21 protein-coding genes and 1 tRNA gene are annotated in these 25788 nt (G+C 46.9%); 14 read left to right on the forward strand and 8 right to left on the reverse strand.

Features of this window, described 5'->3' with window-relative positions:
- The first annotated feature begins 35 nt into the window (after positions 1 to 35).
- The 4 genes from SFV55_RS15850 to SFV55_RS15865 all read left to right on the forward strand — a co-directional run bounded on the left by SFV55_RS15850 (position 36) and on the right by SFV55_RS15865 (position 2934).
- Complete coding sequence (locus SFV55_RS15850) at positions 36 to 605, forward strand: UbiX family flavin prenyltransferase (protein ID WP_320030502.1); 570 nt, start codon at positions 36 to 38, stop codon at positions 603 to 605.
- Positions 606 to 708: 103 nt separating this feature from the next.
- A complete protein-coding gene (locus tag SFV55_RS15855) occupies positions 709 to 1365 on the forward strand; it encodes an FKBP-type peptidyl-prolyl cis-trans isomerase (protein WP_320030503.1) in 657 nt (218 codons plus the stop codon).
- A gap of 164 nt (positions 1366 to 1529) precedes the next feature.
- The gene (gene trmD / locus SFV55_RS15860) at positions 1530 to 2207 is read left to right on the forward strand and encodes a tRNA (guanosine(37)-N1)-methyltransferase TrmD (RefSeq protein ID WP_320030504.1); all 678 of its coding nucleotides are present in this window, start codon (positions 1530 to 1532) and stop codon (positions 2205 to 2207) included.
- 22 nt (positions 2208 to 2229) lie between these two features.
- Positions 2230 to 2934 carry a glycosyltransferase family 2 protein gene (locus SFV55_RS15865; RefSeq protein ID WP_320030505.1) on the forward strand — a complete coding sequence of 235 codons (705 nt, stop codon included), beginning with the start codon at positions 2230 to 2232 and terminating at the stop codon, positions 2932 to 2934.
- 21 nt (positions 2935 to 2955) lie between these two features.
- Here the strand turns inward: SFV55_RS15865 and SFV55_RS15870 are convergent, their stop codons facing one another.
- Entirely contained in the window at positions 2956 to 3441 is a 486-nt protein-coding gene (locus SFV55_RS15870) for a DUF6495 family protein (RefSeq protein WP_320030506.1), read from the reverse strand.
- A gap of 92 nt (positions 3442 to 3533) precedes the next feature.
- Between SFV55_RS15870 and SFV55_RS15875 the strand changes: the two genes are divergently transcribed.
- The 3 genes from SFV55_RS15875 to SFV55_RS15885 all read left to right on the forward strand — a co-directional run bounded on the left by SFV55_RS15875 (position 3534) and on the right by SFV55_RS15885 (position 5963).
- Complete coding sequence (locus tag SFV55_RS15875) at positions 3534 to 4379, forward strand: TerC family protein (RefSeq protein WP_320030507.1); 846 nt, start codon at positions 3534 to 3536, stop codon at positions 4377 to 4379.
- 90 nt (positions 4380 to 4469) lie between these two features.
- Positions 4470 to 5315, forward strand: coding sequence for a class I SAM-dependent methyltransferase (locus SFV55_RS15880; protein WP_320030508.1), 846 nt, complete (start codon positions 4470 to 4472; stop codon positions 5313 to 5315).
- Between the two features lie 120 nt (positions 5316 to 5435).
- The gene (locus SFV55_RS15885) at positions 5436 to 5963 is read left to right on the forward strand and encodes a hypothetical protein (RefSeq protein WP_320030509.1); all 528 of its coding nucleotides are present in this window, start codon (positions 5436 to 5438) and stop codon (positions 5961 to 5963) included.
- A gap of 105 nt (positions 5964 to 6068) precedes the next feature.
- Here the strand turns inward: SFV55_RS15885 and SFV55_RS15890 are convergent, their stop codons facing one another.
- On the reverse strand, positions 6069 to 6722 hold the full coding sequence (locus tag SFV55_RS15890; protein WP_320030510.1) for a DedA family protein: 654 nt from the start codon (positions 6720 to 6722) through the stop codon (positions 6069 to 6071).
- 251 nt (positions 6723 to 6973) lie between these two features.
- On the opposite strand from SFV55_RS15890, the gene SFV55_RS15895 reads away from it, so the two are divergent.
- A complete protein-coding gene (locus SFV55_RS15895) occupies positions 6974 to 7903 on the forward strand; it encodes a hypothetical protein (RefSeq protein ID WP_320030511.1) in 930 nt (309 codons plus the stop codon).
- Between the two features lie 78 nt (positions 7904 to 7981).
- Positions 7982 to 10390, forward strand: coding sequence for an alkaline phosphatase family protein (locus SFV55_RS15900; protein WP_320030512.1), 2409 nt, complete (start codon positions 7982 to 7984; stop codon positions 10388 to 10390).
- 97 nt (positions 10391 to 10487) lie between these two features.
- Here SFV55_RS15900 and SFV55_RS15905 read toward each other — a convergent pair whose 3' ends face one another.
- A complete protein-coding gene (locus tag SFV55_RS15905) occupies positions 10488 to 13253 on the reverse strand; it encodes a formylglycine-generating enzyme family protein (RefSeq protein WP_320030513.1) in 2766 nt (921 codons plus the stop codon).
- Positions 13254 to 13343: 90 nt separating this feature from the next.
- On the opposite strand from SFV55_RS15905, the gene SFV55_RS15910 reads away from it, so the two are divergent.
- The 3 genes from SFV55_RS15910 to SFV55_RS15920 all read left to right on the forward strand — a co-directional run bounded on the left by SFV55_RS15910 (position 13344) and on the right by SFV55_RS15920 (position 18708).
- The gene (locus SFV55_RS15910) at positions 13344 to 14339 is read left to right on the forward strand and encodes a hypothetical protein (RefSeq protein WP_320030514.1); all 996 of its coding nucleotides are present in this window, start codon (positions 13344 to 13346) and stop codon (positions 14337 to 14339) included.
- Positions 14340 to 14371: 32 nt separating this feature from the next.
- Positions 14372 to 16135 carry a DUF885 family protein gene (locus SFV55_RS15915; protein ID WP_320030515.1) on the forward strand — a complete coding sequence of 588 codons (1764 nt, stop codon included), beginning with the start codon at positions 14372 to 14374 and terminating at the stop codon, positions 16133 to 16135.
- 164 nt (positions 16136 to 16299) lie between these two features.
- A complete protein-coding gene (locus SFV55_RS15920) occupies positions 16300 to 18708 on the forward strand; it encodes an FtsX-like permease family protein (RefSeq protein ID WP_320030516.1) in 2409 nt (802 codons plus the stop codon).
- Positions 18709 to 18959: 251 nt separating this feature from the next.
- On the opposite strand, the gene SFV55_RS15925 is transcribed toward SFV55_RS15920, so the two are convergent.
- Both SFV55_RS15925 and SFV55_RS15930 read right to left on the reverse strand, forming a co-directional pair.
- On the reverse strand, positions 18960 to 19652 hold the full coding sequence (locus SFV55_RS15925) for a potassium channel family protein (protein ID WP_320030517.1): 693 nt from the start codon (positions 19650 to 19652) through the stop codon (positions 18960 to 18962).
- A 163-nt stretch (positions 19653 to 19815) separates the two neighbouring features.
- Positions 19816 to 20268 carry a hypothetical protein gene (locus SFV55_RS15930; protein ID WP_320030518.1) on the reverse strand — a complete coding sequence of 151 codons (453 nt, stop codon included), beginning with the start codon at positions 20266 to 20268 and terminating at the stop codon, positions 19816 to 19818.
- Between the two features lie 236 nt (positions 20269 to 20504).
- Here SFV55_RS15930 and SFV55_RS15935 point away from each other — a divergent pair, with 236 nt between their 5' ends.
- Both SFV55_RS15935 and SFV55_RS15940 read left to right on the forward strand, forming a co-directional pair.
- Entirely contained in the window at positions 20505 to 22871 is a 2367-nt protein-coding gene (locus SFV55_RS15935; protein ID WP_320030519.1) for a gliding motility-associated C-terminal domain-containing protein, read from the forward strand.
- 152 nt (positions 22872 to 23023) lie between these two features.
- Positions 23024 to 23761 carry a hypothetical protein gene (locus tag SFV55_RS15940; protein WP_320030520.1) on the forward strand — a complete coding sequence of 246 codons (738 nt, stop codon included), beginning with the start codon at positions 23024 to 23026 and terminating at the stop codon, positions 23759 to 23761.
- A 13-nt stretch (positions 23762 to 23774) separates the two neighbouring features.
- Here SFV55_RS15940 and SFV55_RS15945 read toward each other — a convergent pair whose 3' ends face one another.
- The 3 genes from SFV55_RS15945 to SFV55_RS15955 all read right to left on the reverse strand — a co-directional run bounded on the left by SFV55_RS15945 (position 23775) and on the right by SFV55_RS15955 (position 25733).
- Entirely contained in the window at positions 23775 to 24152 is a 378-nt protein-coding gene (locus SFV55_RS15945; RefSeq protein WP_320030521.1) for a hypothetical protein, read from the reverse strand.
- A 137-nt stretch (positions 24153 to 24289) separates the two neighbouring features.
- A tRNA-Gly gene (locus SFV55_RS15950) sits at positions 24290 to 24362 on the reverse strand.
- 72 nt (positions 24363 to 24434) lie between these two features.
- On the reverse strand, positions 24435 to 25733 hold the full coding sequence (locus SFV55_RS15955) for a permease (protein WP_320030522.1): 1299 nt from the start codon (positions 25731 to 25733) through the stop codon (positions 24435 to 24437).
- Positions 25734 to 25788 lie beyond the last annotated feature (55 nt).

Genomic DNA, 25788 nt, shown 5'->3' on the forward strand with positions numbered 1-25788 from the left:
TGGATTAACCTACATTTTCAAATGACTACGTCCGGATGCCTACAAATGTACAAAAAATAGTCCTAGCAATTGGTGGTTCCAGTGGGGCGATTTATGCCAAATTGTTGATGGATCGGCTCCAACAAATGCCCGAGCAATGGGCTAGGGTAGGGGTGGTGATGAGTGGTAATGCCAAATTCAACTGGGAGTACGAGCTGGGTAATCGGGATTACGAGCAATACCCTTTTGATTTTTACGACAAAAATGACTTCATGGCCCCCTTTGCTTCGGGCTCGGCGCGATATGGTACCATGATCGTTTGCCCCTGTTCGATGGGGCTGTTGGGACGAATTGCCACAGGGGTATCCAGCGATTTAAGCACCCGTGCAGCGGACGTAATCCTGAAAGAGCGCCGCAAACTCATCCTGGTTCTGCGCGAAACGCCCTACAGCCTGATCCACATCAACAACATGAAGACTGTGACGGAAGCTGGAGGCATCATTTGCCCGGCTACGCCTTCGTATTATTCAAAGCCGGCTACGATAGAGGAATTGGCGCTGACAGTGGTGGATCGGGTGCTGGATTTGGCGGGTTTTGATCCGCCAACGTATCGCTGGAATGAGTAAGCAATCATTTATTCCAATCCCCAACCCGCAAAACGGCACATTAATCAATATTTTTTACCTTTGTGCGTTCTTTTTCCCAGCTTCATTCAATCAACCAAAAAACATGAAAAAGATCACGATTCTAAGCATCGTATTTTCCTTGTTCATCAGCGGCCTTTGGGCGCAAAATCAAATGAGTAAAATGGATTCTGTTAGTTACAACCTGGGTATCTTGATTGCCCAAAACCTCAAGCAACAAGGCTTGGGCGACGTAAACCCTGCCCAATTGGCCAAAGGTGTGGCCGATGCCCTTGCTGGGGTAAGTGTAGATCTGGCCAAGTGCAACGAGTCGGTATCTCAATACATTCAGGCTCAGCAAGCCAAAAAATTTGAAGGCAACATTGCTGAAGGCAAGAAGTTTTTGGAAGAAAACAAAAAACGCCCAGGTGTAGTAACAACTGCCAGCGGCCTGCAATACGAAGTGATGAAACCAGGCACAGGTGCAAAACCTACCACCAGCGATAAAGTCACCGTACACTACCATGGTTCCTTGTTGGATGGTACCGTTTTTGATAGCTCAGTGAATCGCGGCCAACCAGCTACCTTCGGTGTTACCCAAGTAATTCAGGGCTGGGTAGAAGGCCTGCAACTGATGCCATTGGGATCAAAATACAAGTTTTTCATCCCTTATAACCTGGGGTATGGTGAGCGTGGAGCGGGTGGCGACATTGGCCCATATGCAACTTTGATCTTCGAAGTTGAATTGTTGAAAATCAACTAAATAAAGATGAGAGAGGAAAGATGAAAGATAAGAGATGAAAGATGCTACCGCAGAGACTTAGACAAGGTCATCGTCAAAAACGCCGTGGCAACATCTCTCATCCCTTATCTTTCATCTCTCATCATTCATTATTCATCACTCATCACTCATCATTTCTGTTTATCGTGCGCATCGACATCATCACCGTCCAACCGGACCTCCTTGACAGCCCCTTCGCCCACTCGATCATGAAAAGAGCTAGGGATAAGGGTTTGCTGCAAGTTGAAGTCCACAACCTGCGGGAATATGGGCTCGGCCCACACCGGCAGGTGGACGACTATCAGTTTGGTGGTGGTGCAGGTATGGTCATGATGTTGGAGCCGATCGTGGCCTGTTTGGAAAAACTCCAAGGGGAACGTACTTACGATGAAGTGATCTTCATGACCCCCGATGGCCAACGTTTTGACCAAAAAACGGCCAATCGCCTGTCCATGCAGGAAAACCTGATCATTCTTTGTGGGCATTACAAGGGCATTGACGAGCGCATCCGGGAACATTTTATCACCATGGAAATTTCTATGGGCGATTTTGTGCTTTCAGGTGGTGAGTTGCCAGCCGCACTGGTGGTTGATGCCATCGGGCGCTTGATTCCGGGGGTGCTCAACGATGAAACTTCGGCCCTTTTTGACTCCTTCCAGGACGATCTATTGGCACCGCCCGTTTATACCCGCCCCGCTGAGTTCAGAGGCTGGGGCGTACCGGAAGTCCTGCTTTCCGGTAACTTTAAAGCCATCGACGACTGGCGCTACGATGAGGCTTTGCGCCGAACGCAAGAGCGTCGCCCTGATTTATTGGAAGAATAGCCCAACACTAGTATCCAGCCACATGAAAATCGACATCATCCTACCTTGTTACAATCCCATCTCCGGCTGGTCAGACAATATCATCCAATCCTATCAACACATTTTGACCTTGGCACCCCAATTTCAAATCCGCATCATTTTGGTCAATGATGGGAGCCTGCGCAATGTCAGTGAACAGGATTTTGAAAAATTGCACCAGGCATTGCCTTATTTTTACCCAATTCAGTATACCCCAAACCGTGGCAAGGGCTATGCCATTCGCAAGGGTGCAGAAGTTGCAGATGCTACTTGTGTTTTGTTTACGGACATTGACTTTCCTTACCGCGATGAGGATTTGATCGGGATGATACAGCGGCTTCAGGAGTCCAAGGCAGACATTGTAGTAGGGACTCGGGCGGATAATTATTACCAAAACGTGCCCGTTTGGCGAGCTTTTATTTCCAAAATGCTCAAATTGATGATCCGAACCCTGTTAAGAGTGAAAATTACGGATTCCCAGGGTGGCTTAAAGGGTTTTTCTCAAAAGGGTTTGAGCGTGTTAAAATCGACCCGCATCGATCGCTATTTATTTGATCTGGAATTAATCAAACTGGCCTCAAAGCGCAAAGACATTGATTTGCAGCCAATGGTCGTCCATTTGAAACCCCATGTCGTTTTTGCTCCGGTTGGTTTGGTCATATTGCGTCGGGAGTTTAGCAATTTTTTGAAAGTTTTATTCATGCGCTAATAATGCAGAATTTTTTTTGTGTCATATTAAGCTACTGGATAGCGCTTTGAACAAATGCCCATCTTTGGAAATACGAGCTCCGTTTTCAATCATTCTAAACAACTCTGCCTCCCTGTCCCCATTTTGATACCCTTTTTCGGCAGTATAGACTTTGGCTTTGATTGCACCACTTTCAATTTTTTGCAAAATTTCAGCCGTGTTTTCTGGCCCAAAAACGTCAGATTCGCTTGCTCCGTCGAGCGTCAATCCCACTAAAACGATTTTTTCCTTTTGGCAATGGAAGGTCTTGATATCTTTGGGGCTGTGAAATTCAAGAAAGGTCAGCTCCTGAAGGGTGCGTTCAAAGATGGCATCGCTGAATTGTTCAACCAATTCGTCCACTTTGGGGGATTGATCGGCCTTGAGTTGAACCCAATCGCTGGCAGGGATGCCATTGAGGGCCAAAAAACGGGTGAAATCAGACTCAAGGCCCTGCAGTTCCTGACTGGTAAATCGGCGATACTTCATGGTAGAAAAAATTTGTAAGGCAAAAGTCCGTAAAAATTCAATTTCTGCCCACAGAATTTCACTAACATTGCAAAAAACACAGTAGAGCCAATATGGAATCAACTACACTCTTAATGCCGAATTTTGCCGATCCCCAAGTTTGGATCAGTCTGCTCACCCTTACTTTTTTAGAAATTGTATTGGGGGTAGACAACATCATTTTTATTTCGATTGCAGCCAACAAATTGAATCCCAGTGATCAAGCCAAAGCCCGTAACATCGGGATGTTGTTGGCCATGGTTTTTCGGATTATTTTGCTGTTTGGTATATCTTACCTGATTGCCATGCAAAATCCCATCCTCAACTTTCATGGATCATTTTTCCACGCGGGTTTCACGGGGCAAAGTTTGATTCTGATTGCAGGGGGCTTGTTCCTTTTGTATAAGGCGACCAGCGAAATTCACCACAAACTGGAAGGTGCGCATGCTGTGGACGATGATATGAATCAAGGCTCCAAAATTTTTGCCTCTTTACCCAAAGTCATCATTCAAATTGCCCTGATCAATATTGTTTTCTCATTTGACTCGATTCTGACAGCCGTAGGTTTGACCAAGGATTTGACCATCATGATTGTCTCCGTGGTCATCTCGATCCTGATCATGATGGCCTTTGCCGGACCCGTGGGTAGTTTTGTCAACCGTCACCCGACGATTCAAATGTTGGGCTTGGCCTTTTTGATCATGATTGGATTTATGTTGATCGCTGAAGGCGCACACCTTGCCCACCTCAGCATCGCTGGCTCAGAAGTAGGTACGGTACCTAAAGGTTACCTCTATTTCTCCATCGCTTTCTCCCTCTTTGTAGAGGCATTGAATATGCGCTTGCGCAAAAAACAAGACCCCGTCCAATTGCGTGGCTATCAGGAAGAAGCCATTCAGGAAGGGGTGATGAAACCTTAAACTTAAAGATGAGAGATGAGAGATGAAAGATGAAAGAAGGGGATTACCACTTTTTTACCTTTCATCTCTCCTCTTTCATCTCTCATCTCTATGAAAAACCTCTATCGTTTTCTCCATCCCCGGTTTCAAAGCCTTTTTTTAGAGTACAAAGTTGCCTTTCAGCCGCGGTATGGTCATGGCAAGCCTCCTCATGATTTGTTGTACCAGCACATCAATGCCCGCCGGGGAGAATATGGCGTTTTGTTGGCGCAGGTGATGCAATACCAAAGCCAAATTCAGGCAATTCGCCCCTTGAGCCAGGAAAAGGACCTCAGCCAACCGGGTTGGAACAATGGCTTTTTGCCCGGTTTGGACATCAGCATCCTTTATGCCTTTTTGCCCATTTTTCAACCCAAAAAATATGTGGAAATTGGCTCCGGGAATTCAACCAAAGTGGCTCGTCGCGCCATTCGGGACAATGGCTTGAGCACGCAAATCATCTCGATGGATCCGATGCCACGGGCTGAAATAGACCATCTGGCGGATCAGGTCATTCGTGCTCCTTTTGAACAAACGAACTTTGATTTCCTCTTTGACCTCGAACCTAATGATATTCTCTTCGTGGACAACTCCCACCGCATCCTGCCCAACTCGGACGCCATGGTGTTTTTTATGGAAGTTTTACCAAAACTCAAACCAGGAGTGATTGTCCACATTCACGACATTTATTTGCCTTACGATTACCCGCAGTTCATGTGTGATCGCTTTTATTCGGAACAATATGGCTTGGCCGCCTTCATTCTGGCCAATCCAGGCCGTTTTGCCACGCTGATGCCGAATTATTTTGTTGATCAAGACCCCGAATTGCGGAAAATTCTGACACCACTCTGGGATCATCCAAACTTACAGGGGGTCGAGCAGCATGGGGGATCTTTTTGGCTGCAAATACAGAGATGAAAGATGAAAGATGAAAGATGAAAGATGAAAGATGACATTACCGCTTTCATCTCTCATCTCTCATCTTTTATCTCTTTTTCCCTATTTTGCGCCCAAATTCACTAATCAACCATTACAATCATGTTCAAATCGAGTTTATTGACCTTTGTTTTGGGTTTCGCCATAGCATTTAGCCTCTCTTCGTGTGGAGGCAAGGGTGGCGTAAAAAATGAAAACGTTTATTTGAATGATTTTGAAGCGTTTTATGGCTTCAATGAAAAAGTAGACAAAGGCAAAGCGCACAGTGGAGAGTGTTATTACGCCATTGATTCTACCTTGGAATACAGCATTGGCTTCATTCGGAAATTCAACAAAATTTCATCCAAGAAATACAAAAAGGTAAAATTTTCTGCTTTTGTATTGTTGCCAGCGGCCAATTCTTCAGTTGAAATGGTGATTCAGGTATGGGATCCCAAGGTTACACCACTCAAGGTACAATCGGCACCAGTTACAGGCCAGTTGGGCATCAACAAGTGGATCGAAGTTTCCCTGGAACTGCCGCTAACGGGCAATTTGTACAATCCTGAAAACGACCTGCGTTGTTTTTTCTTCAATGCCAACCGCAATCAAATTTTTGTAGACGATTTCAAGGTGGAGCTGTTTGAATAATGTATTTTTTGGAGATTAGTCACAAAGGCTCAAAGGCACCAAGCACAAATTTATTAATTAACAGTGCTTTGTGTCTTCGTGCCTTTGTGGCTGAAACATTATTGTCTACGCCTCTTTCTTTTTAGAAAAATATCCCTTCACTGCCTGAAAGACAATTGGCAATACACTGATCCCAATCACACCCAATACAACCAGGCTGAAATTGTCCTTCACCACCGGCACATTGCCAAACCAATAGCCTAATAAGGTAATTGGCACTACCCAAATAAAAGCACTGAAAATGGTATAAAACATGTAGCTCCCCCAACTCATCTGCCCAACTCCGGCAACGAAAGGGACAAAGCTGCGCATGATGGGCACAAAACGACTCAACACAACCGCCATTGCACCGTATTTGTCATAAAAAGCCTTTGTCCGCTCCAGGTATTCCGTTTTGATCCAACGGCTTTTGATTTGAAAAATGCGCGGGCCGAAATAACGGCCAATGGCATAGTTTACGGTATTGCCTAATACCGCAGCAACAAAAAACAGGATGATTAAAAGGACGATATCTAGTTTTTGGGCGCTGGCAGCCAAGGCCCCAGCTGCAAACAGAAGGCTATCCCCAGGAAGGATTGGCGTGACGACCAGCCCTGTTTCAGCAAAAACAATGAGGAACAAAATGATGTAAACCAGATTCCCGTACTGGTTGACCATTTCCAGGAGGTGATCGTCGATATGGAGAATGAAATCAATCAATTGGCCGATGAAAAGGAACATGTCGCGTGATTTTAATGCTGTCTGATAATTGCGCTGCAAAGGAAAGAATAAAATTCACAATATCTTCATCTTGAGCTTTGTTTTTGTCATAAAAAAATATAATTATTTAACGTTTAAGTAATGTATAAAATATTTTATTTCAGTGAATAAAACTTATTTTCGCAAAACTCAAATCAAGTCTAAAGATCACCCATTTCAACTTAACCGCAGTATTTGCCACTTCATGTTAAATCCACAAATAATCATTGCTCATGACAATTGCTTACCTGTACACAGAATCTGCCCTTACCCCATGGAAAGAAAACGTAAGTTACAAAACTTTACAATTTCTAGTCGACCACACCCCCATTGAATTTAGCCCTTCAATTGTGCATTTTGTTGATTTTACCCCGGCATTTGCGCTGGCATTGAAAAAATTTGATCTGGTCTTTAACCTCTGTTATGGTTACCAAAATGCTGGACAAGTTGAAGTAGCCGATTGGTTAACCCAAAACGGGATCCTTCACACCGCTTCACCCACCAGCGCCATGTTGATGGCACAAGACAAAGCAGGCTTGGAAAAAATTTGTATCGACTTGTCTATCGGTACGCCTAAACTCATTCATGCGCCTGACCAAATCCAAGCAGAGCAACTGTATTTGCGCAAACCTCGCCTAGGTAGTTGTCATCGCGACATTCAAATTGAATCAGGAAACTGGTTCCTTCAGCATTGGCAAGAATTGGAAGGGGATTTTATTTTACAGCCCTATATTTCAGGTCGTGAGTTTTCAGTGGCAATAATTCCAAGCTTTGACGGATCTGACTTTGAAGCATTGCCCCCAGTCGAAATTTACCCCATAAAAAAACAAGAGGTTTATACCGCTGGAAAAAGTTTCGGAGCCACCGCACGCTGCTTTTCACCCGATTTGCTGCCAGGACTGGTTGATGAATTACAGGCTGCTGCGCTGAATATTCATCAACGCATGAAACTGAGGGGAATGAGCCGGACCGATTTTAGAGTAGACGCTCAAAATCAAATCTACGTCCTAGATGTCAATGCGATGCCTAATCTAGATCCTGACCTTTCCTTGATGCCGGCTATTTGCAAACATGCTGGGATATCAATCGAAATGCTCATCCAACGAATCATCCAAAACACGGTAATCAACACCAATGTACCCATGTACGCTTTTGACAAATAACCTAAATTTTACAGAAACTTCACCTTTATTTTTGGACAATCCATTGGGCCATTTGTATTTTCAACAAAACATCGCTTTATGTTGCGCAACCTCTTGATTTGCTCGATCTTGCTGCTTCCTTTTTTGGCTTGCCAGAAACCAAAAGCCGGATTTAATTCCCAATTGCCTCCCCGCCGCATCGAACTACCTGATGGCTGGAGTATTAGCCCCATTGGGAAACAATTGGTATTGGGTGATCTCCCACTACAAGTGTTACTCAGTTCCGATGGCCGTCGCGCGGTCGTGAGCAACAATGGCCAAAGTGGGCACTCCTTGCAATGGCTTGACCTGGAAAAAGATACGGTACTGCATACGCTGGAAGTACCCAAGGCCTGGTATGGTTTGGCGCTTAATGCCAAAGGGGATGTATTGTACGCTTCAGGGGGGAATGACAACAATGTGAGGCAATACCAGATCGTCAAGGACAGATTGCAGCTCAAAGATTCGATTTCCCTTGGCTTGCCATGGCCCAAGGCCGCCATTTGGACAGCAGGGCTTTGCCTTGATGAAGCCAATCAGACCTTGTATGCACTGGGCAAAGATTCCAAAATGCTTTACATCCTGGATGTGCAGCAAAAAAAACTGAGCCAAAAGATAGAGCTCGGGGCACAACCCTATGCCTGCTTGTTGTCGCAGAACAAACAGGAGCTCTACATCTCGCTCTGGGGTGGCAAATCCATTGCCGTTTACAACCTTGCCCAGCAAAAAATCAGTACCCAAATCGCCACTGGCTTACATCCAACGGAAATGGTACAAAGCAAGGACGGCAGGCGTTTGTTTGTAGCCTGTGCTGACGACAACACGGTTGAAGTAATCGATTTGCCAAAACGGCAAGTGACTGAAACTTTGGTTGCCGCCTTGTACCCGGATGCGCCAACTGGTAGTGCACCCAACTCGCTTGCCCTTTCTGAGGACGGAGAAACCCTCCTCGTTGCCAATGCCGACAACAACTGCCTGGTGGTTTTTGACATCGGAAAAGCTGGCGAAACCGAAGTTGAGGGCTTTATTCCCACTGGCTGGTATCCCACTTCGGTACGGGTCAAAGGCAATACAATTTATGTGGCCAATGGCAAAGGCAGCATCGGTTCCCTGGCCAATCCTAATGGCCCCCAGCCAGATGGGGAAGGCCATGGAGGTGGAGAATACATCGGCGGATTGTTCAAGGGCTCTTTGTCCATCCTTGACCGGCCTAATGAGGCGCTTTTGAAGCAATACTCCCGTTGGGTGTATCAAAATACCCCTTACACCAAGGCCATCGAGCAAAAAGCCGCGGGTGAAGCGGGAAACCCCATTCCAAGAGTAGTAGGAGAACCTTCGCCCATCCGGTACGTGTTTTACATCATTCGGGAAAATCGGACTTATGATCAGGTTTTTGGCGACCTCAAACAGGCCAATGGTGACCCTTCCCTCTGTTTGTTTCCCGACAGCATCACCCCTAATGCCCACAAATTGGCTCAGGAATTTGTGTTGCTCGACAACTTTTATGTCAATGCCGAAGTAAGCGCTGATGGGCACAGTTGGTCGGTGGGGGCCTACGCCAACGATTACCTGGAAAAAACCTGGCCAACCAATTACGGTGGTAAAGGTGGAAGTTACGATTACGAGGGACAAAACCCCACCGCAGTACCCAAAATGGGCTTTATCTGGGATCATTGTTTGCGCAACAAGGTCAGTTTTCGCAATTACGGCGAGATGGGCTACGGCTTCAATCCAGTCATTCCGCCCTCGTTGCGGCCCTACACCTGCCGAAAATACCCAGGCTGGGATTTGAATACCAAAGATTCCCTGCGTTATGAGCGTTGGAAAACGGATTTTGATTCTTTGCTCAGCCAAAATGCAGTACCAAGGCTCAGTATTATTGGTTTGGGGGGAGATCATACTTCTGGTGCTGCCCCTGGCGCCCGTACACCTGCTGCGATGGTAGCCGACAACGATTGGGCTTTGGGCAAAATCATTGAACACATCTCCCACAGCCCAATTTGGAAGGAATCCGCTGTTTTTGTGATTGAAGATGATGCCCAAAATGGCCCCGACCATGTGGATGCTCACCGCTCCGTGGCACTGGTTGTTAGTCCTTACACCAAGCGCAAGCATTACGAACGTACGATGTACTCCACTGCAGGGATGGTACGTACCATTGAGCTGATCCTGGGGCTCAAACCAATGAGCCAATATGATGCCGCAGCCACTCCGATGTATGCATGTTTTGCCAAAAAGCCGAATCTACAAGCGTATACTGCTGCCCCATATCGTATCTCCCTGAACCGTATTAACCCCAGCCGGGGCAAACTCTCCCAGCTTTCGCGCAATTTGCCGCTGGATAAAATGGACCAGGTGCCGGATATGTTGTTCAGTGAAATTGTCTGGAAAGCGGTAAAAGGAGAGCATTCGGTGATGCCCGCGCCGCGGAGAGGAGCATTTATTCGTGCAAGGGAGGAAGAGGAGTGATGCGTTAAGGATATTCAGGTGATGAAGAATGGCTTGTTTGACTTTCTTCATCACCTGAATATCCGCTGAAAAACTACTCAAAAAGGGTTGTAACCAATCAGCGTGCACAGCGAAATCCCGTGGTCCCGTTCCGCTCAAAACCCGGTGCAATCCGCATCAATTTTTGGGTGTAATTCAATTCCCGTGGTCCCCCTTCCACGTACCACCAACTGCTGGCGGGTAAATAATAGCTCCCCCCTTTGAGGATCAGGTATTGGTTGGTGCCATTGCTGTACACGTCATTGGTCATTTGCCACACGCAGCCCACTAGGTCTTCTAGTCCATAGGGGTTAGCCCCTTTGGGATAGGAGCCCACCGGATACAATTTGCCATTACCCGTATTGCACAAGGTAGAGTCAACTTGCAATTTGGATACAGTGAGGGTTTCGGTAATCACCTGTTGTTCCCTTTTTACTTGAGCATCCTTGCTCCAGGGCCATTCCCGCAAATCGGAAGTTTGGGCTGCATATTGCCATTCAATTTCGGTAGGCAGGCGTTTACCCGCCCAACGGGCATAGGCCTGAGCGTCTTCATAACTCACGTAGATGACCGGAAACTGTTCCTGCCCTTTGGGAATTTTGCCACCTTGCCAATGGCGTAGAAAATTGGTGGTATCTTTGGGTCGGTATTTGGATTGTAACAAAAACTGGGCAAATTGAGCATTGGTCACGGGGTGTTTGTCCATCAAAAAAGCAGGAATGTTCAACTCCTCTTTGGGGTATTCCCGTGGATTTGGAATGAAATCGTCGCCATATTTTACCTTCATCCGAAAACTACCCCCTGGGATTTGCACCATACCCGTTGGAATGGTTTTGTTGGGAAAAAAAGTAGCTTTTTGGCTAATCAAGCGGGCCAAACCGGTTTCCACCACAATCACCTTTTCATCCAACAACTCCCCATGGTCAAAAAGTTGAATGACGAACTTGCCTTCGGGCCGTTCAAATACCTTGTGTAAAGCAATTTGTTGGGCACTAATGCCAAAGATTTTGGGCGTTTGATCGTAAGCCGGATGCCCTGACCAGATGCGGATTTCTTGCCCGCGCGCCGCCGAGAAACTCAATACATCACCTTTGCGTTCTACTTCCAAAATATTTGGTAATACGGCAATTGCCCCTACCGCTCCTTCATTGTTCGTACCCTGCCATTTTTGGGAGAAGGCTTCCAGATCAACTGAGACTTCCCAGCTTCCATTTTTTTCACTTGGTTTTAACTCCTCGTGGTTCCAAAGATCGATGAGGTGAAACCCTGCTTTTACAGGTGTTTCAAACAAAGTTCCCCGATAACCTGCTGCTTGCAAACTAAACAGGGTGAACAGCGTTTTTTCTGTTCCCGGCCATTGATTGATGTAGATGCTGTCGCGTTGACTGGGCCAAAGCGGCACGTATTGTTTTTGGGAAAAAACGGCGGCATTCTCCCGCAATATCCTTAGGGTTCGGCCCCAAAAACGATAATCCTCTTCTACCCAATTCGGATGGCCGGGGCGAAATTGGTTGACCTCTGTTCCGTAGCCATTGAACATCGAAAGGGCATACTCTCGTCGAATTGGCTCAAGGTAGATTTCGGCCACCCGCAAAATGGCAAAATCTGGGCGAATGAACTTGTTCAAATTAAGCAGGGGAGGGTAGTACAAGGCATTGTGCACCCGGCCCGACACGATGCCGGGCATATCACGGGGTACAGCCATACCTTCGCTGTACATGATGACTCCGGGGCGAACTTTGTCGGCAGCAGCCTGGCGTTCGGGGGTGGATTTGCCTTCGGTATCCAGTACCACTCCATCAGCACTGATGGCTTCGATCATTTCGGCCATCCCCGTGTGGTGATCTACCCAACGGGTGCTTTCATCCCAGGGGTTGTAGCTAATGAAAAATTTGGTTTGATATTTTTTGCGCCCCATTTCCGCCAATTGCTTTAAGGCTTTTAGCCCGCCCGGCAAGGCGCGGTACATGTCCCATTGGTTGCGTTGATCCAGCCCCAACATCGGCCAATTGGGCCAAATGCCTACTACCTCATCGCCTCCGTAGAGCGTTTTGGCTTTTTTCAAAAAGTCGTCGTAGCGGTATTTTTGGCTTTGAGGATCATAAAAGTCTTTGTCCCAGGCCATGATCAGGTGCATGGCGTAGGTTTTGCGGATCCATTGCAGGTCGGAGCGTTGGTAGAGGGTTTCGTCAAATTGTTTTCCCTCCAAATCAAACAAGTAATGCTCCTGGAACATGCGCCGCAAGCCCTCTTGCCACCCCCCCTGGTAAGGCATGACCCAATACTGGTAAGTGGTACTTCCTCCCGGCAATAAGATGCTTTCAAAACGACGGCGCTGGATTTTTTGATTCCAGGCCACCCGGCGGGCGAGGGCACAGTAGTTTTCCCCATTGGCAGTTTTGGCATCCGCATAGCCCAGGTGCCAGGCGTTGTCGGGTACGATTACGTTAACGGGTTTTAGGCCCGGGCGAAAAAGGTGAGTGCGGGAAAGACCGTGTTTGCCCAGGCCTGTTAGGTAAGTGCGCTCTTCACTTACCCCAAAAGGGACTACATTCTCCAAAGTGAGGGTATCTCCAGTGTTGTTGTTTTCAAAACGCAGGGCGTATTTCGAGTATTCACCCAGTGCTTTTTCAGGCCAAAATGCCAGGTTGAGCTTGCCCACCTGATAATAAGTGGTATCCTGGACTTTGCGTTGAAAAACGGCGTCTTTACTGAAAAACGTTTTCCCATTGAGAACAAAAGAGCCTAGCTCAAATTCTGCACCTTGATGGCGCAACTTTGGTGTGCTTTGGGTAAAAATAAACTGGGGGAGCAGCAGAGAGAATAGCAATAGGATACGTATCATTTCGCGCTGGTTTTATTGGTACAATTAGAGGGGATTTAAAAGAAATAATTTACTTTTGAATAATCTACTTTTTGCCAAAAAAACATCACCTTGAAACACTTCGCCCTATTATTACTCTGGCTTATTTCCGCGCTTTTTGGTTGCAATAACCGTAATTCCAAAAAGCCGGAGCAGGACCTTCCCTGGTTTCCAAATACCGATAATTCTGCCCTGCAAGTCATGGAAATACCCCTGGACAGCGGTTACACGGTGCAAACCTTTTTTGTTTCTCCTGTGCGGAAGGAAGTGTTTGTTGTTGCACACACCAAAGTTGTGATCAGCGGCCAGCACAAACTGGAGGATCGTTTTCGCACTGATTATTTGTTGCTGCACCTTGATGCCAATGGGCAGGTGTTGCAACGCCAGGAATTGCCCGGGTTAAGGCATAGTAGCTCGGCTTGCTTATGGCTGGAACACCAAAATCTGGTGTTTTATCTGGAGGACAAAGTTCGTTTGTACGATGCCGGGAGCATGAGAATTACGGAAGAGATTCCTTGTTATGTACAACATGATTTTCCTTCCACCAAGAACCTAGTGGAATTATTCCCGGAGGAGCAATTGGAGTTGTACCTGCCCGCCCGGGAAAAGGCCCTTAAAAAGAGTGTTTCAACCAGAGTGCTCAGTTTGCCGGGTACCAGAGCTTTGGTTCTGCTGGTAGAGGAGGCGAAGCAAAAAAGAAGCATTTGGGCTATTTTGGATGCTCTGGAGATTGATCAGTTTACGCGAAAATACGGACAAATTGAGCCTCCCTCTAACCCTGGCTGGAATTACAACGCTGAAACCGGCCTTTTCCGCGTGGAGGATGGAAGCATCGTTTTGGAAAGCACCAAAGAAGTCTCGATGGGCACCCAATTGGACTACCCCAATTACAAGTCGCGTTCAGCCATGCAGTACGAATTACTGATTGGAGGCAAAAAGGCTCGTTTTGCAACTACCAACCGCTCGCGCAAACCGCTTTATGTACTTTGTGCACAAAACGATTACCTGAGTGCAAGCGGGGCAGAGGCCTGGATTGCGTATGATGGGACCTTGTATCGCTTAGAATAATCTACTATCCATTTTCTACCAAATAAACAACCATGCAAAAAACATTTACTTTTTGCCTTCTTTTATTTCTGACTAGTCTTTGGGCACAGGCACAAAATACCAACCCGCTCTACCTGCAAACCAGCGAGATGGCCAACCAAATGGTACAATATGACGCCGACAAAGGCAGCATCATGCGTTTTTATGCGACTAGCAACCCCATGGAGTTTCGCGGCCAAGGCTCCAGCTACAACTCGCCCGAGCGGCGTCAACGTTTGCTTAGCCTGATCGCGGCTAACCTCAAACAATTGGAAGCGATCGATTTTGACAAAATGAACATCAATGGCAAGGTCGATTATTTGTTGTTCAAGCGCAACCTGGAAGATGAGCAATACCAGTTGCAGGCCGAGCAAAAGAACTACGACCAAATTGTCCATCATTTGCCCTTCTCTGATCGGGTGTATACCCTCATCAAGTCCCGCAACCGGGGGCAAAGCGTAAACGGGCAAGAGGTGGCCAAAGCCATGAACGACATCCTAAACGAGGTCAAACAAGCCAATGGCAAACTCAAAGCGGTAGAACCATTTGACCAAAACCTCGCCAATCTGGCCTCAGAGGCCGTAAAAGGTATGCAGGCCATCCTCAAGAGTTACTACAACTTCTATAATGCCTATGATCCTTTGTTTTCCTGGTGGGTACCCAAAACCTACACAAGCCTGGATGCCGAACTTGAAACTTACGCCAAGGGCCTCGCTGGCAAAGGCAAAAGCACCAGCACCCAAAAAGACGACGGCAGTGGCATCGTGGGTAAACCAATCGGGAGGGAGGAATTAATCCGCCAGCTCAAGCTTGAATTTATCCCCTACACCCCGGATGAATTGATAGACATTGCCAATAAGGAGTTCGCCTGGTGCGATGCGGAGCTACTCAAGGCCAGCCAGGAAATGGGCTTTGGAAACGATTGGAAAGCGGCGCAAGAGAAAGTTAAAAATAGCTATGTTGCTCCAGGTCAGCAGCCTGAAGCGATGTTGGAGCTGTACGACCAATCCGTAGCTTTTTTGAAAAAATACGACTTGGTGACCATTCCTCCTATTGCTGAAGAAACTTGGCGGGTCAACATGATGTCGGCTGAACGCCAACTGGTCAGCCCTTTTTTCCTTGGCGGAGAATCCTTGATCATTTCTTACCCAACGCCAACCATGAGCTACGATGAAAAAATGATGAGCATGCGCGGCAATAACCCCCATTTTTCGCGGGCTACGGTACACCATGAATTGATTGCCGGGCACCACTTACAGGGTTTTATGAACAACCGCAACAAAACCTACCGCAAGTTTGGCACTCCATTTTGGCATGAAGGTAACGCTCTGTATTGGGAGTTTCTGCTCTGGGATATGAAATTTCCCCGTTCCCCAGAAGATCGCATCGGCATGTTGTTTTGGCGGATGCACCGCTGCGCCCGCATCATTTTTTCCCTGAAATACCACCTGGGTGAATGGACGCCGCAGCAATGCATCAACTTTTTGGTGGATCGGGTAGGGCACGAACGGGCCAACGCGGAAGGAGAGGTGCGCCGCTCCTTTACAGGCAATTACGGCCCGCTTTATCAATTGGCGTACATGGTGGGCGGCCTGCAATTTTATGCCCTCAAAAAAGAACTGGTCGACAGCAAAAAGATGACGATCAAACAATACCACGACGCCATTTTGCAGGAAAATGCCCTGCCTGTGGAAATGCTTCGGGCCATTTTGACCAACCAAAATCTGAAAAAAGATTTCAAAACCCAGTGGCGATTTTATGACAAAACCAAGCCCTAATTGATTGATTTTTGTTACAACAGTGTCCGCATTTGAACAAAATTATGTTCGAATGCGGACACCGTTTCCGGTTGTTCGTTTCTCAAATGCCTGTAAATCAATATTGTTAAAAAATGGCACTTTTTTAGCTTTTCTGCATCTATAAGCAAGAACAATCCTATCCTATGTTGCAAAACTATTTGAAAATCACCTGGCGCAACCTTCGGCGCAATCGTGTTTACGCCTTACTCAATGTAGTGGGATTGAGCCTGGGCATCGGCTGTGGACTTCTGGTGTTTTGGTTCATCCGTTTTCACACTACCCACGATGCATTTCACAAGGACATCGATCGGGTGTACCAAGTCACTACCGAGTTTCATTTTGATGGCACCAGTTATTCGCGGGGTGTGCCTCCACCAACCTGGAAAGCGGTGCGGGACGAAACTTCGGCTACTGCGGCCTCGATCTGTATTGAAGGATATGAAAAACTCATGGCTTTGATTGACGCCGATGGGCGACCAGTCAAAAAATTCAAGGAAGGTCCTGGCCCAAAACTGGCTTACGTGGCCCCATCCTACTTCAAGGTTTTTGACTACCAATGGCAGGTTGGTTCGGCTAATTCCCTGGCCAAGCCGAACACTTTGGTCATTAGCAAAAGGATGGCCGAGAAATATTTCGGGGATGAAGACCCGATTGGCCGCATCATCAAACTGGAAAATCAACTCAACCTGGAAGTGACCGGGATAGTAAATGATCCACCCGACAACACAGACTTGCCATATGAATTTTTTGTCTCCTTTGCTACCCTGGAGAACAACAAAGATTTCACCTACGGCGGCCCACCATTGGACACCTGGAGTGGGGTCAATTCCAATACCTACTGTTTCGCATTGTTGCCAGCCGAAGTGACCGCTGCACGTTTTCAAAAGGAAATTGATGCCATCAATAAAAAATACCACGGGAAGGATTACAAGTCCTATGCTCACCTCGTCAACAAGTTTCGGGAAATGCATCATTCCGAGCGCTACTATGGGCCTGTGCCCTACAAGTGGATTTACATCATGGGGACAATTGGTATTTTCCTCATCGCTACAGCCTGTTTCAATTTCATCAACATGGCTACTGCTCAAGCCGTGCGAAGGGCCAAGGAAGTGGGGATTCGCAAGGCAGTGGGCGGCCAAAGAGGGCAGGTCTTTTTCCAATTTATTGCTGAAACCGGTGTAATCACTGCAGTAGCTTTGGTGTTGGGTTTTGTTATGGCCACATTGGCTCTACCTTCCCTAAACAAGTGGTTGAACCTTGGCGGCGGCTGGCCTAGCCACGTAAATTGGAATGATACCATGCTTTGGGTGTTTATCATTGCAATGTTTGTAACGGTTGTATTTTTGGCGGGGTCTTATCCTGGATTAATTTTGGCGGGTTTCCGCCCGGTAGTCGCTCTCAAGGGAGGCCTTAATCAACAACAAGCAGGGGGCTTGAACATCCGCCGCAGTTTGATTGTGCTACAATTTGTGCTCATTCAATTGTTGGTGATTTGTACCTTGGTCATCAATGGTCAGGTCGATTTTATGATGAACCAACCCATTGGCTACGAAACCAACGGAATTGCCGAGATCACCATTCCAACCCCGGAAAAAATCAATCAAACAACCTTTAGGGAACGTTTGTTAAGTATCCCCGGAGTAAAAGACGCCTCATTCTTCTTGTTTTCTCCCACCACTAATTCCAACAATACCACCAACTTCCGCTTTGATACGCGCCAAAAGGACGAAATCTGGCAGATGAATACCAAAAATGCCGATCATCATTACATCGATACGTATGGCTTGACCTTGGTCGCCGGAAAAAATATTCCACCTAGTGACACGGTACAAGGATATTTGGTCAATGAAAAAGTGGTCGAACGTTTGGGGGTGAAAAATCCAGAAGACATCATTGGTAAAAAACTCCAGATTTGGGGAATTGATGCGCCAATTTATGGGGTTTTGAAAAATTGGAACAATGCGTCCTTCGAACAGGAGATTGCACCGATTGCCGTTTTTACCTTTAAAGACATCCACTACAATTGTGGCTTGCGGCTCAGTAGCAACAACCTGCAAAAGACCATGAAAGAGGTGGAAAAACTCTGGAATAGTTATTTCCCCGACCACCTGTACGAGCAATCTTTTTTGGATGAAAGTATTGCCCGCAATTACGAATTTGTCCGTACCATGCTACGTTTGGTGCAGATTTTTTCCCTCATTGCCATTTTTATCGGCTGTTTGGGCTTGTATGGTTTGGTCAAATTCATGGCCGTACAAAAGACCAAAGAAATTGGAGTGCGCAAGGTACTGGGGGCCAATTTGGCTCAAATTCTGGGGCTTTTTGGCAAAGAAATAGCCATTCTGGTCGGCCTTGCTTTCCTGGTGGCTGCACCACTGGGCTGGTATTTGATGAATGCCTGGTTGCAGGATTATACTTACCGGATTCCAATTGGATTTGGAACCTTGGTTTTTGCGGTGTTGATCACTTTGGGGGTAGCACTACTTACGTCGAGTTATGAGTCGATTAAGGCGGCGCTCGTTAACCCGGCAAAGTCGTTGAAGTCGGAATGACGTCTGACGCAAAAAAATAACATAAAGCGGCGTAATTAGCACAAAGGACACTAAGGAAAGCACAGAGGGCACGAAGGTGCGACTTTGACAAAGCAATATGCTCGAGATTTGATGCCTATAGAACCTCATTTTGAGCAGAAAACCTTGTCAACGTCATAGCTTTGAGCCCTCTATGCTTTTCTTAGTGTCCTTTGTGATTATAAATGTCGCTTTAGTTGTTTTTGAAAGAAGTAGAGATGATTTTCACTTTGTTAATGCTCCTCCTCCGGATTAGGCACTGTGTCCTCCTGGGGCACCTTGTTCTCCACCACAAACCACGACGCCACGTAAGCCGTAAAGGTCCCGAACAGACCTACCCCTGCAGTCATCAAAATAGCCGCAATGATGCGCCCTTCGGTAGTGACTGGAAATTTGTCCCCATACCCAACCGTAGTAATGGTTACATAAGCCCACCAAATGGCATCTTCAGCAGTTTTGATGTTGCTGTTTGGATCAGTTTCAACTTGCAAAATAGCGATAGCGGAAAAAATAACCAGCAGAATGGCGGTCAATGAAGCAGAGGTCAACGCACCTTTGGCTTTGTTCTTAAACACATAATGGAACAGGTGGTGAATCGATCGGAAGGCCCTGACTACCCGCAGTAAGCGGATCAGCCGCAACAAACGCCCCGCTCGCAAGGCATCAATGGTCGGGATACTGGCGATAAGGTCAATCCAACCCCAGCGCATGAATTTCAGCTTGTTTTCTGCTTTGGCAAAACGCACCCAAAATTCAATAAAAAAGACCGCGCAAATGGCATTGTCGAAATACTGGAGTAGGGTAGAGGTCTCTGGAGGCAATTCATAGGCGGTATCGATGATGAGTGCCCCCAGGATGTAAATGGAAAGAAAAATGACGACGATGTTCAGAATGCCCAGTTTGTTCTCGGAGGAGTTTGTTGCCATTACCTTCGGTTTTAGGATAAAATTTAGGGCATATATACGAAAAAATGGGCTTGGGAGTTACAAGGTCTACCATTTTACATGGGCACGGTAGAGACGCACGGTCGTGCGTCTCTTTTGCTAGATGTGGTGCCGCAGCATGATGAAGACGCACGGCCGTGCGTTTCTACAATCTCCGTAGTCTAAAATAATACACGCCACCACGTACATTGGCCCGCAAATTGAGCCGCTCCCAACTCAGGTTATTCACCCCGCAGAGGTAAGTCATGGCCGGGCGCCCCCGATCAAAGAAGTCCATGTCGAGGAAAAATTCGACATCATTTTCGTCATCGTAATTGGCTCGGTCAAGGACCAGCTCCCAATAACCAGGATAAACGATGCGATCCAGGCGATCGTCGTAAGAGGCACTGTAATCGCGGTAAAATTCGATGATGTCGCCTACAAATTCAGCATCGCGATTTTCACGGAAGAGGTCTCCATTTTCTTTGAAAGAAGCACTTTCAAAAATCCAGGCCCCATAGAGGCGATCCTCCTTTCGTTCCAAGCGGTATTCATCGGTACAGGAACTGGCCAGGATGATAAAAGCAGCATAAGTAAAGAGCTTGAATGTAGATTTCATGAGCATTTCTTTTGGATCATTTAGAATTTGAACTTGTGTTTAGTCCCCAAACACATTTCAATGATAAACAATCTATCTGCTCCCCCCTATAGCTATAACTTACTTTAACCCTATGCCTGGAAACTTTAACTAGCGTTAAACTGATGTTAAAGGGCTAGAAAGTATTCTTTTTCTCAAAATTTCCTATTTTTGGTCTCACGACGGCCTGAAATTGAACCTAAAAGCCAAAGCTTACTATGAGATTTAAATGCTACACTACCAATCACGGTAAGGCCGTTGTGTATTGTTTGGTATTTTGGAGCCTACTATCCAGTACTCCATTGTTTGCCCAACAAATCCCCCTCAATGACTGCTCCAACCTCGGCTTCGAAAAAGGCACATTTGAAGGTTGGCGAGGGGAATATGGCTTTGTCAAAGATCCCACCTTTGGGTCCCGACCCAAAGAAGAGGACGTAAAAGTTGGTTTAATTCCCCAACGACATACCATTGTACGCAGGGATATGGGCAACGACTTTCTGGTCAGAATTGAATCCCTGCCAATGGTTTCAATTGGCAACTACGCGGCCCGTTTGGGCAATTCCCGCAATGGTAAAGAATTTGAACGCCTGATCACTTCTTTTCGGGTAACGCAGGAGAATTCCCTCTTTTTGTACAAGTTTGCCGTGATCATGGAGGACCCCGATCACAAACCCAAACAGCAGCCCCGTTTTACGGTGGAAGTACTCAACCAGCGCAATGTGCGCACCCCTTGTGGTTTGTACGAAGTGGCCGCAGCAGAAAACATCCCAGGATTTAAAAACCAAAACCAACTGCGCATCCGCAACTGGACAGCGGCGGCCATTGACCTCCGGGACTACATCGGACAGGTGATAACGCTGCGTTTTACCGTGAATGACTGCACTGAAGGTTTACATTATGGTTATGCTTACCTGGACGCCGAGTGCCTGAGTGCCAAAATTAACCCTTCTTACTTTTGCCCAGGCCTGGACACAACGATTACCCTTACCGCCCCGGAAGGATTTTCAGCCTACCGTTGGAGCACTGGTCAAACGACCCGCAGCATCACCCTGACGAAACCTCAGGCTGGAACTAAGGTTTTTTTGACAGTAAAGCCATTCAACAGTTTGGCCGAAGACTGTCAGTTTACTTTTGAGTTCGAAATCCCGGAACGTTTCACCCGAGACTTGTTGGCTCAGGACACGGTGAAATTTTGTGGCAACAAACCCCAAATTGTCACCCCTATCGATGACAATTTTGAAACTTTCGTATGGCGACTGGGCAAAAACGGCCCCATTGTTTCCAACGAAAAACAAGTCCAACTCAGCCAGTCGGGCACCTATTACCTCGAAGCCCGGGACCGCTCCTGCGTATTCCAGGATTCGGTGCAATCCCTTACTTTCCCCGAGCCGCGGGTAACAGCCCAACTCGATCCTCCCAAATGTGATGGTACCCCCAGTGGGCGCATCAGCCTGCAGGGGCCCAACGCTTTGCAATATGCCTGGAGTACTGGCGACTCGGCGGCCAGCATCACCCAATTGGCTGGTGGAAATTATTTTGTCACCGTCACCGATCCCAGTTTGGGCTGCACCTTCGAGCGCAGTTTTGACCTGCCCTCGGCTCCTGCTTTCCAGGCATCGGCCTTGACTCTGGCCCAGCCTTGTGGCGAATTGCAAGCGGGTAAGGCCCAAATCAACATCCAGGGCGGGACTGCCCCCTACAATGTGCGTTGGAGCACCGGTGATACCAGCCGCATCATTCAAATGAATCAGGCTGGACGTTTCAAAGTTGTTGTAACCGACGCGCAAGGTTGCCAACGCCGGGACAGCGTGGAGGTGCAAAAAATGGAAATCAGCACTACCGCTATCCCCAGTAAGTGTTTTGGAGATAGAACCGGCCTGATCACGGTACGTGCCATGGGGGGAAGCCCGGAATACCAATACCAGTTGGGCAATCGCCCAATGGGCCGCGATTCGGTTTTTCAAAACTTACCTCCCGGGACCTATATGCTGCTTGCGGCTGACCAAAGTGGGTGCAAAATTGCCCGGATGATTGAATTGCCTGCCCCGGAATTGTTCCAGGTGAGTTTGCCCAAAGACACTACGGTTGATTTGGGTGCGGCACTGTTTTTGCGGCCGGATGGCAGTGCGCCGATCGCGACTTATCGCTGGAATGGCACCTACCCTGACTTATGTGCCGCATGTCCGGAACTTAACATTCCCAGGATAACGGCCAATGGGACAGTTAACCTGGAAGCTGTTGATGAAAATGGCTGTTTGGCTAAAACCTCTCTACGGATTTTGGTCCAAAAGAATTACAAGGTGTACATACCAAATGCCATTAGCCCCAATGGGGATCGGCAGAATGACTTTTTTGAAATTTTTCCGGGAACCAGTACCCTACGCGTGAAATCATTGGAAATTTTCACCCGCTGGGGCGAAGTTGCTTTTGCTTTTGATGCGGACTCAAGTACCGATAGCCCTCGTTGGGATGGGACTTTTCGGGGCAAATCCATGGGGAATGAGGTGGTGGTGTATAAAGCCGTGGTGGAGTTCATTGATGGGGTGGAGAAGATGTTTACGGGCGCTATTACCGTTCTAAAGTAAACTGCGGCATCTGGATATTTTATTTTGCCACAAAGGCACAAAGGGGCATTTATCCGCAATTTTGCTCAGTGCCTTTGAGCCTTTGTGGCAAAAAAGCAAGTAGTAGGGTAGTAAAATAAACTAAATTCATCTGCTAAATCCAAAATAATCATATGAACAAATTGATTGCTCTCGCAATACTACTGACCCTGTGCTTTTGCAAGCAAGCCGAGCCACCCGTAGTAGAGATTGATGATGAAAATTTGACCCCTGAAAAAATCGACTCGATTTTGCTGGAGTACAATTTTACGTATGAAAATCCGGTTTTTCTCAAAAACAGCAAACAGGTGCTTATTCCTATTTCTACTGATTTACTTGAAGCACGAAAATACAGCGTTAGAGATAGCTATTCTTATGACATAGAGGAACCACGGTATTGGAACATCTTATTCTATAACACCGAAACAGGGGGCACTCGCTTATTGACTGATAAAAAATGGAGCATCTCCAATTTTGATGCCAATCTGGAAGAAACGGGGCCAATCCTGGCCCGTAGCATCATTTACCAAATCACAACCAGGGATTACAACCGGGATGGCAAATTAAATGAACTGGATGCGGAACATCTTTTTATCTCTGACTTGGATGGCGCTAATCTGCATCAGCTTTCCCCAGCAAAAGAAGACTTTGCTTCTTATGAGGTTATCCCCGAAACCGACCAATTGATCATCAAAACCATTCGCAACACAGATGATAAACCCGAATTCAACAGCGATGATGAATTTATATGGTACAAAGCAGAGTTGAAACAAGGCACTTGGCACACAGTAGAGATCATCGATTCAATGAAGCGGAAGAATATCGCCAATTTGTACTTTGAAAAGTGGTTAAAGAAAAAAAGAAAAGATTAAAAGTTGCTTGTGTTTATTGCTCGCTGGGGTATATGGAAACTTCGAGGCTGGTAAAATATTGCGAAACTTTGAGCAGCAATTCCGTGGGTAAAGCGTCTTGCAATATCGGGCGTTCTGTACCACTTTCGTACCCAATGTCTAGGATGCGTTTTGGACATTGATGCCAAAACTGGAGTAAATCAGGGGGCAGACTTTCTACTGCGGCGCAAAAATGCCGAATTGTTTCGGACGCAGTAGGGTAGGCCTCATCGAGTTCAAAACGCACAAAATTGTCGCCAGCATCCTCAGGTGTAACTAGCGGAATGAGTTGTTTCCAGTGCGCGATAAGCGGCTGGAGATCAGCGTGGGCGTGGATGTCGAGGTCAACGTTGAGGAAGTGGGGTGTAGGCATGATAAGGCTAGTGGTTTGAGGTGATCAGTTGCTGGGATTCGAGCTGGCTACCCCAACATAGTTCTTGTTGAATTCGTTCTGAAATGCACAAAACAAAAAAAGGAAGCCGAAAACCTGTGTTTTCAACTTCCTTTTAGAGCGGATGACGAGATTCGAACCCGCGACCTCAACCTTGGCAAGGTTGCGCTCTACCAGCTGAGCTACATCCGCGAAATGGGGTGTGAAGGTGTGAGTGTGATAGTGTGGGTGTGTGGTGCGTTGCGCTGAAAGTATTTGATTTACTCATTTTCGTTTCAGCGTGCGCAAAGATAATACAACGAGCTGGGGAAAAACAAATTTTGCGGTAGATTTTTTTTGATTTTTTTGCCGGAAAGGCCTAAATGTTTGATTTTGAAAAGGTAGAGCCGTTGCACGAGGTAGAGACGTTGCATGCAACGTCTCTACTAAATTTTCTACCATCACCACAACCACTTTTTCCATTTTCGGCAGCCGGATCCGCCGCAACACAGGCGGTAACAGCGCGAGCGCAACCATCAGAATGCCCGCAAAACCAAGTGAAATTGGTTGCGTAGCGGGCACCCCAATGGTACAGATCAACAGAATAAACAAAGTAGAAAACGGTAAAGACAAAGCGATAAAATTCAAGGCGAGGCCGGGGTTAAAAATCCGATTAGTAGAGACGTTGCATGCAACGTCTCTACCTATTTTTTCTGCTTCAAGCCCATGAACAGCGGCAATGTGCGCAAAAGGCCAAAAACTCACCGCACTTTGTGGAAACACCACTGCCAAAATTGCGGCAGCTGGACTCATCGTTGGTGCAATGCTCAAAAAGATGCCACTGATCAGTAAAGTCAATCCTGCCCGCAGCAGCAACAAGCCACCGATCATGCGCAACTCCGCCCAACGGGGTTTAACTGAGATGCCGATGTACAGCAGTACCAAAGGTGTCATGATGGCTCCAATCTTGAGCACCACATCTTGTACAAACGCCGGTAAATTATCCAGATGCCAGCCCATGCTGAGGAAGAATAAGGCCAAAACCAGTACCAAATTGACAGGTTCCCGGACCAGGGTCAGCAATAGGTCTTTAACTTTGGCAGAGGTGGATACATTTTCACTGGGAAAAAAGCGGTAGTACCAGCGCATCGCCAACAAGTACAACAAAATTAGTACAAAGACCTTGTTGCCCAAATCACCCAGCGCCGCCCAGGCCACTGCCTGATCACCCTGGTATTCCGCCAATATGGGGAAACAGGATAAACCCGGCGCCAATGAAGGAATCATCATCAATAAGGTGCGAAAGTCTGGCGTACCCTTTTCAATCCCCATGTAGGGCAGCAAAAAATAACACAATCCAAACAACAATAAATTGAATACCAAGGCCAAGATGGGTAAGCTGATCAACTCTATGTTTACTTCTGTTTTGAGCAGGGCAATAAAAATGGTAGCGGGTAAGGCCAGACTCAGGATGATGATCTTAAGGCCATCTGCTTGTTCTTTACTTTTGATTTTGGGTTTCAAAAGTAGACCAATGGCGATCAGCGCCAAAAGCGCGATGGCCTTTTGCAATGCGATGTTCATGTGCTTTAGTTAAAAGGACAACCAAAAATACCAGGTAGTTGACCACATTAAACCA

Origin of the sequence: Haliscomenobacter sp. (assembly GCF_033763495.1) — a bacterium.
Classification (GTDB): domain Bacteria; phylum Bacteroidota; class Bacteroidia; order Chitinophagales; family Saprospiraceae; genus Haliscomenobacter.

Coding starts and splice junctions, on each gene's coding strand:
- SFV55_RS15935 (WP_320030519.1), top strand. CDS start 20,505: ATGAGATTTAAATGCTACACTACCAATCACGGTAAGGCCGTTGTGTAT.
- SFV55_RS15850 (WP_320030502.1), top strand. CDS start 36: ATGCCTACAAATGTACAAAAAATAGTCCTAGCAATTGGTGGTTCCAGT.
- SFV55_RS15900 (WP_320030512.1), top strand. CDS start 7,982: ATGTTGCGCAACCTCTTGATTTGCTCGATCTTGCTGCTTCCTTTTTTG.
- SFV55_RS15875 (WP_320030507.1), top strand. CDS start 3,534: ATGGAATCAACTACACTCTTAATGCCGAATTTTGCCGATCCCCAAGTT.
- SFV55_RS15880 (WP_320030508.1), top strand. CDS start 4,470: ATGAAAAACCTCTATCGTTTTCTCCATCCCCGGTTTCAAAGCCTTTTT.
- SFV55_RS15945 (WP_320030521.1), bottom strand. CDS start 24,152: ATGCCTACACCCCACTTCCTCAACGTTGACCTCGACATCCACGCCCAC.
- SFV55_RS15885 (WP_320030509.1), top strand. CDS start 5,436: ATGTTCAAATCGAGTTTATTGACCTTTGTTTTGGGTTTCGCCATAGCA.
- SFV55_RS15925 (WP_320030517.1), bottom strand. CDS start 19,652: ATGGCAACAAACTCCTCCGAGAACAAACTGGGCATTCTGAACATCGTC.
- SFV55_RS15855 (WP_320030503.1), top strand. CDS start 709: ATGAAAAAGATCACGATTCTAAGCATCGTATTTTCCTTGTTCATCAGC.
- SFV55_RS15930 (WP_320030518.1), bottom strand. CDS start 20,268: ATGAAATCTACATTCAAGCTCTTTACTTATGCTGCTTTTATCATCCTG.
- SFV55_RS15955 (WP_320030522.1), bottom strand. CDS start 25,733: ATGAACATCGCATTGCAAAAGGCCATCGCGCTTTTGGCGCTGATCGCC.
- SFV55_RS15895 (WP_320030511.1), top strand. CDS start 6,974: ATGACAATTGCTTACCTGTACACAGAATCTGCCCTTACCCCATGGAAA.
- SFV55_RS15890 (WP_320030510.1), bottom strand. CDS start 6,722: ATGTTCCTTTTCATCGGCCAATTGATTGATTTCATTCTCCATATCGAC.
- SFV55_RS15865 (WP_320030505.1), top strand. CDS start 2,230: ATGAAAATCGACATCATCCTACCTTGTTACAATCCCATCTCCGGCTGG.
- SFV55_RS15905 (WP_320030513.1), bottom strand. CDS start 13,253: ATGATACGTATCCTATTGCTATTCTCTCTGCTGCTCCCCCAGTTTATT.
- SFV55_RS15915 (WP_320030515.1), top strand. CDS start 14,372: ATGCAAAAAACATTTACTTTTTGCCTTCTTTTATTTCTGACTAGTCTT.
- SFV55_RS15920 (WP_320030516.1), top strand. CDS start 16,300: ATGTTGCAAAACTATTTGAAAATCACCTGGCGCAACCTTCGGCGCAAT.
- SFV55_RS15940 (WP_320030520.1), top strand. CDS start 23,024: ATGAACAAATTGATTGCTCTCGCAATACTACTGACCCTGTGCTTTTGC.
- SFV55_RS15870 (WP_320030506.1), bottom strand. CDS start 3,441: ATGAAGTATCGCCGATTTACCAGTCAGGAACTGCAGGGCCTTGAGTCT.